The sequence below is a fragment of the bacterium genome, from assembly GCA_040757115.1.
Classification (GTDB): domain Bacteria; phylum UBA9089; class CG2-30-40-21; order CG2-30-40-21; family SBAY01; genus JBFLXS01.
The window spans coordinates 1-1,306 of record JBFLYA010000441.1 but is presented as its reverse complement, the minus strand read 5'-3'; the positions used below and the strand labels follow the sequence as shown (position 1 = coordinate 1,306).

Here is a 1,306-nt window from a genome sequence, read left to right as displayed (position 1 = left end):
CTAATTCACTAATCTCTAATTCGCTTTTTGGTATGTGGAATTTGGTGCTTATTTGAGATTTGGTGCTTGGGATTTGGGATTTTTTCCTTATCCACTCTGAGTAAAATTTTGACTAATAACTGCTATAGTAGATAGAGAATTTGACTACCCTCTATTAATTAAAAGAAGTTTATCATAATCTATACTGAAAAGTCAAGAAAAAATTTTTTTAAAGTTTAAAAATTTCAAGAATTTTTTGTTGACAAAATTACATAAATTTATTACAATATGATATATTTATAATTTTGTGATTTTTATCACCACAGAGACACCGAGTTCACGGAGATATATCACAGAAATAAGGAGAAAAAATAAATGATTATTGCAGAACAAAAACCAATCCAGGAAATAAAGGCAATGATAGCAAACTACCAGAAGATATTGGTAGTTGGTTGTGGAACCTGTGTTACGGTTTGTATGGCTGGTGGTGAAAAAGAGGTTGGTATTATTGCCACCTGCCTGCGAATGGCACTTAAATTGGATGGAAAAGAACCTGATATTAGTGAGGTTTGTATTCAGCGGCAATGTGAGTGGGAATTTGTTGATGAGTTAAAAGGAAAAGTGGAACAATCTGACGCCGTGCTTTCTTCTGCTTGCGGTGTGGGAGTGCAAGCACTATCTGAACAATTTGGGGATAAACCTGTTTATCCAGCCTTGAACACTACATTTATGGGTATGCCCATAGAACATGGATTATGGCTGGAAACCTGCCGTGGCTGTGGTAGTTGTGAATTAGGTAAGTTTGGAGGTATCTGTCCAATTGCCCGATGTTCAAAAGGATTACTTAATGGTCCCTGCGGCGGTAGCCAGAATGGTAAATGTGAAGTCAATAAAGAAATGGATTGTGGTTGGCAACTCATCTATGAACGGCTAACAAAACTTAATCAACTCGACCAGATTGAAGAAATACTTCCACCAAAAAATTGGTTTGTAGATAGGGATGGTGGACAAAGAAGAATATTGCGGGAAGATATTACTGTTAGACAATAAGGAAAACCTAAGGACACATCCTATATTTTGCCTTATTCTGTCCCACAAGTTTTACTGGACAAATATGGTCATGCTGGAGAGCGGACTAAATTACAAAATTCCAAATCACAAATTCCAAAATACAAATAAGTTCCAATGACCAAAATTCAAAATTCCGTAACCGTTCAGGCTATATATCAAAAGTGTAAGAAAGGGGATAAGGAGATAAGAGTGATATGGAGATAAGATAATAGAAATAGATTGAAATTTATAGAAATAGGTAGAAATTGATTGTGGA

At 35.5% G+C, this 1,306-nt stretch carries 1 protein-coding gene; it reads left to right on the top strand.

Features of this window, described 5'->3' with window-relative positions; all coding sequences use genetic code 11:
• Positions 1–354: 354 nt before the first annotated feature.
• Positions 355–1,029: a methylenetetrahydrofolate reductase C-terminal domain-containing protein gene (locus AB1422_19505; protein ID MEW6621488.1), complete on the top strand. Its 675-nt coding sequence runs from the start codon at positions 355–357 to the stop codon at positions 1,027–1,029.
• Positions 1,030–1,306 lie beyond the last annotated feature (277 nt).

Bases quoted from the DNA above. Each gene is read 5' to 3' on its own strand.
- AB1422_19505 (MEW6621488.1), top strand. From the start codon at position 355: ATGATTATTGCAGAACAAAAACCAATCCAGGAAATAAAGGCAATGATA.